This is a genomic window from Photorhabdus hindustanensis (assembly GCF_002968995.1).
Classification (GTDB): domain Bacteria; phylum Pseudomonadota; class Gammaproteobacteria; order Enterobacterales; family Enterobacteriaceae; genus Photorhabdus; species Photorhabdus akhurstii.
In genome coordinates this window covers 1-5,200 of record NZ_PUWT01000087.1, presented here as the reverse complement: position 1 = coordinate 5,200, position 5,200 = coordinate 1, and the positions used below count along the sequence as shown (strand labels likewise).

The window sequence follows — 5,200 nt, the reverse complement described above, 5'->3', positions numbered from 1 at the left end:
CTGACAGTAAGGGTTTGAGGTCTTTACGCGGGCTGAGGTTCACCCCGTGGCGTTGATAAGCGTGCTTCTTGATGTGGAGCGCCTTGTTGTACGCGAAACGGACCGCACCGAACTGAGCATTGAGATAATCAGCCTGTTCGGGTGTCGGGTAAATGCGGACTTTGGTGGCTCTTAACATCATCAGCGCTCATCGGGATAGTTTATGTATTTTAACCGCTTTTTGGGGCCGTGTCCCCCCGAGCTGCCAGTGAACGTGATGGTTAATAACCTGAAAGCCCTGCGGGCTTTTCGCCTTATATCACCGCCCGCATTGGGCGAGGGTTTACGGCGGATTTTGCTAAAGGCTGGGCGGATCTGATCGGATTTGGTCGCTCCTTTATTGCTAATCCAGATTTACCCTATCGTCTTGCCAATAGGTTAAAACTGAACCAACCGATAAAAGAAAAATTTTTCGGTGGTAATGTGGAAGGGTATACCGATTATTTGGCTATAAGCTAATAGAAATCCCTCCCACTCTTTTAAAGAGTGGGAAAATTGTGATGAAATAATTCATTCTTGCTGTCAAGGCGTCTAATTTTCTATTTCAAAAGAGAATATGTTATGACTGAAACAAACTCATTTAGCAATTTTCGGGGGAATTACTCTTTCCCGCAAATAGGATAACTAACTCTTCCCACTTTTTAATAAACTCGTTAAACCCCTTTGGGAACTGTTTACATATTCACTCAGAAAATCGATAAATGCTCTAATTCGGGTGCTTACAGCCTGATCACTGTAATATACAGCATTGAAAGGCATCCCGACGGGTAATCGTTTTTCAACCAGTAGTTCAACAAGTTCACCGCTGACAATCGCCTGATCAATCATATAATCAGACAGACACGCGATACCATTACCCGTTAAACATAGTTGTTTAAGGGTTTCACCACTGTTGGAAGAAAGTCCCACTGTTATTTCATGTAGTTGTCCGTCCTGACAGGCTATCGGCCAGGTATTAAGTGATACCGGCTCGGTAAAACCAAGACAAATATGATTTTTCAACTCATCGATACATTGCGGTATGCCATATTTTTTCAGATATTCAGGAGAGGCGACAATTTTTCGGTAGCTGGAAAAAAGTGGTCGAGCTCGAAGACTGGAGTCGGTTAAGTTGCCTGCACGAATGGCAATATCCACTTTTCGCTCAATCAGATTGATATAAGTTTCCGAAGAAATTAATGATAACGTTATTTCTGGGTAGCGTTCGCGAAAAGGTTTAATCAGTGGTATCAGTAAATGTAATACGACTGGTGTTGCAGCATCGATACGCAATAAACCACTTGGCGTATGTTTAGATTCCATAAGTTCAGTTTCAGCGGCTGCCATTTCTTGTAGAACATGCTGAACTCGGCGGAAATAACGCTGACCTTCTTCGGTTAGACTAAGCTGACGGGTTGTGCGATTGAGCAAACTCACACCTAGTTTCTTTTCAAGTCTTTTTATTGAACGGCTCACGGCGGAATTTGCTAATTGCAGATGTTCCGCCGCACGACTAAAACTCCCGCTTTCCACGACTGACACGAAAATTGTCAACTCTTCTGAATTTGCTTTCATTATTGCCTTCCTTGTAAAAGAGTATTCATGTTCCCAATTTCCGCCGCTGAAAGAACTTCCGGCTGCTCAATGGGGAAAACGGGCAAAGCCTGCAATAATCTTGGGCCATACCTTTTGCTCAGTAAGCGCCTGTCATAAATCACCACATCACCATAGCATTCATGACTACGGATAAGTCTTCCTACTTGCTGAATAAGGCTAAAAGAAGCACTTGGTAAACTCTGCACTTCAAAAGGATAACGTTTAAGTGATTTCAACCATTCGCTTTCAGTGATAATGACCGGATTATTCACTGGCGGAAATGAGATTTTTTGAATGTGAACCTGGGACAGATAATCCCCCTTTAAATCCAATCCTTCCGCAAAAGATTGCAATCCAATCAGTACACTACATTGCCCTTCATTGATACGCTGACAATGTGTTTCCACTAATCGATAACGTGGCTGATCCCCTTGCACAAGTAACATCAGGCGTAAGTCTGTTACATAAGAGAGAAAGATATCCATCGCTCTCTGACTGCTGAATAAAATCAACATGCCTTTATGTTGCTGCCTCAGCAATTGAGCCCTGAAATAACACGCCATTTCTTGCAAATGAGCGGCTTCATTGTGAAGTGTCGGTTCCAATGACATTTTGGGAATAACCAATTTGCCCTGCCGCATATGATCAAAAGGCGATGACAATGCGACAAAACGGTCGCTTGCTTTTTCAGTTAACCCAGTCAACTCCTGAATACGAGAAAAACTATTCAGAGAACGAAGCGTCGCCGATGTCACGACGACATGAGGAATATTACGCCAAAGCAGTTGATTAAGCTGTTCGCTGACTCTGATACCGGCACAATGGAAATAGAGATGTGACTGATTTTTCTCATCACGGCGTCTAAGCCATTTTGATATCGGCGCGCTAGATGACTCTTCCAATGCTGCCAAACGCCACAGCTTAGCCATATTTTCAAAATATCCAAGCGCACGGCTGGTATGCAAAATAGAGCGATGCAATCTGACAATATCCTGCTTAGCCGTCCGGTCAGTTAAATCATTCAGTATCGCTTCTGTTAATCCCCGTAAACCATCGGTCAATTTAAATAACTGCTGACAACAAAGCAGCAAATTATCCGGCAATTTACCCATCTCAAACAGATACTCATCGACTTCATTCTTTTCAGGTAAAAGCGCCTGAGTGATAGTGGCAAGCTCTCTAAAGCATTCCCGTAGTTTTTCACAGTGTTCATTCAGGCGACTAGCATTAGCTAAACGTGGTGGCTTTGCCGGATGGAATTGCACCAGATATTGCTCAACATGACGAACAAAAGTATCTAATTGACCATTAAGTTGAAACAGGGTGATTTCCCCCTCAACTTCCAAAGAATCCCTGGCGACATCAGGTATATGGTGTCCTTCGTCGAGGACCAATAGTAAATTTTTAGCATCAGGCAGTACTGACTCACTTTCCAATGCCGCCATCACTAACGCATGGTTAGCCACCACCACATCGACATTTTCGATCTCACGGCGAGCAATAAAAAATGGGCAACGATGATAATACTGACAGTTACGCCCCAGGCAATTTGCTTTATCCGTGCTCACTTTCCCCCACAAAGCATCGGACAAAGCCAGTGTATGGTGATCACGCAATCCATCCCAAGCAAAGGTTGTGTAATCACTACGCAACCGACGACACAATTCCCTCTCTTCACTATTAGCAAGTTCTGTTTTGTCCTCAACCAAAAACATAAGATCAATCTGTTCGCTATCGGTTGCACAGATAGCTTCAAGATTGCGTGGACAGACATAACGACCACGACCAAAAGCACCGGTAAATTTCAGATCAGGAATAATTTTGCGCAACAGTGGCAGATCTTTACTGTAAATCTGATCTTGTAAAGCGACATTCGCCGTACTGACAACCAATGGCTTACTTTCCGCTCTACTGATTGCAATGCCAGGTATCAGGTAAGAGAGGGTTTTACCAATGCCTGTTGGCGCCTCAATAACCAAATGACGACCTTCCTGATCCGCCAGCGTTTTTGCAACTTCGGCAATCATCTGTCGCTGCGGAGCACGAGAAATAAAACCATCAATATGTTGAGGTAATGCTTTATACCACTGACTTATCTGATTTTTTATTGAATTAGAAAGCGCCATTGAATTCTCTGACATACAACCGGAGTGCTATTGTCCCACAGAGAAGAAATGAAATCAGCTTCATGTCGAGGCGACAATCAACTCGTTTGTTAAATTGGCTAGCACCTTGCCAGCTATTCAGAACGCTATATACTTTCTACTTTCTACAACACCTGAGAACAATAATGAAAAAGCTCCTTATCATTTTCATCGCTATCTTTGCATTTGGTTCAATTGGCGGCGTATTCTTAGCGGGCCTTAATATGTATACCCGCTCAACCACACCGATAGAATCACTAACCAATCAACAGCAAGAGACCGCTACAGCACCGATACAACAACAATAACGGGCTGTAACACTTATTTTATCCTTGTATCTAATTCATCTTCGTGTCAAGTGAGGGACCCCATGAATAACGCATACTTTGTCACTCCACAGTGGTTAAAAGATCATCTTGATGATGAGAACATTGTCATCCTTGATGCAACCGCCCCACCGCCACCTCAACAAATTGATTGCCATAAACTTTGGCTGGATACCCATATTCCCAGCGCCCAATTTTTTGATTTAGACAAAGTTGCCAATCATCAAAGTGGATTGCCTCATATGCTGCCCGATCCACAAACTTTTAGTCAGGCGGTTGGTGCAATGGGCATTAGTGAAAATCATCTCGTCGTGATTTATGACCAAGGCAATATGTTCTCTGCCCCTCGCGCGTGGTGGACATTTAAGATCTTCGGTAGCCGTAACGTCCGTATTCTCGATGGCGGTTTACAAGGTTGGCAACAGGCAGGATTGCCAACAGAATCAGGTGAAGTGAAACGCAATCCCCAAATCTTTAGTGTCGATTTCAATGCCGACAAAGTGAAATCGCTGGAACACATTCTGGATTCGCTCAATGATCAACAGACCCAAATTGTCGATGCCAGAGCAATGGACCGTTTTCAAGCCAAAGCGCCAGAACCGCGCCCCGGCTTAAAAATGGGTCGTATTCCCGGTAGTAAAAACGTTCCGTGGACCATGTTAGTAGAAAATGGTCATTTTAAATCAGCAAATGAAATAACAGATATTTTCCATCAGCAAGATGTCGATTTAACCAAATCTATTATCGCCAGTTGTGGATCGGGTATGACCGCTGCCGTTTTGATTCTGGGTTTAGATATCATCGGTAAAAAAGATGTTTATTTATATGATGGCTCATGGGCTGAATGGGGAGCAGACAATAACACCCTGCCACTTGAAAAATAATTAAATACCATAGGGCATATCCACTCTATGCCCTTTAATTATTTAGCATAAACAAATAGATATATTCTTCAACCGTCAAATAACCCCCAATCAAATAATTTTCGTATCATTATATTTCAAAACCCCATTTATTAATTTCATTCCTCACCCTCAGTTAATATTATTTTTTTATAAATCATAGTTACATTAAATAATAAAATAAATATATTTATAAATTTAAATATTATTATTA

General features: G+C 42.5%; 5 protein-coding genes and 1 pseudogene. 3 read left to right on the top strand and 3 right to left on the bottom strand.

Annotated elements, in window-relative coordinates; genetic code table 11:
- Positions 1-178: helix-turn-helix domain-containing protein (locus C6H66_RS23195; protein ID WP_181150279.1), on the bottom strand; the 178-nt coding region annotated here is incomplete at its 3' end.
- A 158-nt stretch (positions 179-336) separates the two neighbouring features.
- Between C6H66_RS23195 and C6H66_RS23185 the strand changes: the two are divergent.
- Positions 337-498 (top strand): annotated as a pseudogene (locus C6H66_RS23185) (alkene reductase); the annotation flags it as partial.
- Positions 499-663: 165 nt separating this feature from the next.
- Here C6H66_RS23185 and yafC read toward each other — a convergent pair.
- Both yafC and dinG read right to left on the bottom strand, forming a co-directional pair.
- Positions 664-1,593: a DNA-binding transcriptional regulator YafC gene (yafC, locus tag C6H66_RS23180; RefSeq protein ID WP_046397500.1), complete on the bottom strand. Its 930-nt coding sequence runs from the start codon at positions 1,591-1,593 to the stop codon at positions 664-666.
- Positions 1,593-3,740 (bottom strand): ATP-dependent DNA helicase DinG, encoded by a 2,148-nt coding sequence (gene dinG / locus C6H66_RS23175; RefSeq protein ID WP_105396854.1) that lies wholly within the window; start codon positions 3,738-3,740, stop codon positions 1,593-1,595. Before dinG ends, yafC begins: the two co-directional genes overlap by 1 nt.
- A 164-nt stretch (positions 3,741-3,904) precedes the next feature.
- Between dinG and C6H66_RS26185 the strand changes: the two genes are divergently transcribed.
- Both C6H66_RS26185 and sseA read left to right on the top strand, forming a co-directional pair.
- Positions 3,905-4,066: a hypothetical protein gene (locus C6H66_RS26185; protein WP_162835243.1), complete on the top strand. Its 162-nt coding sequence runs from the start codon at positions 3,905-3,907 to the stop codon at positions 4,064-4,066.
- Positions 4,067-4,128: 62 nt separating this feature from the next.
- Positions 4,129-4,968 (top strand): 3-mercaptopyruvate sulfurtransferase, encoded by an 840-nt coding sequence (gene sseA / locus C6H66_RS23170; RefSeq protein ID WP_105396853.1) that lies wholly within the window; start codon positions 4,129-4,131, stop codon positions 4,966-4,968.
- Positions 4,969-5,200: the final 232 nt, after the last annotated feature.

Coding starts and splice junctions, on each gene's coding strand:
- C6H66_RS26185 (WP_162835243.1), top strand. CDS start 3,905: ATGAAAAAGCTCCTTATCATTTTCATCGCTATCTTTGCATTTGGTTCA.
- yafC (WP_046397500.1), bottom strand. CDS start 1,593: ATGAAAGCAAATTCAGAAGAGTTGACAATTTTCGTGTCAGTCGTGGAA.
- dinG (WP_105396854.1), bottom strand. CDS start 3,740: ATGGCGCTTTCTAATTCAATAAAAAATCAGATAAGTCAGTGGTATAAA.
- sseA (WP_105396853.1), top strand. CDS start 4,129: ATGAATAACGCATACTTTGTCACTCCACAGTGGTTAAAAGATCATCTT.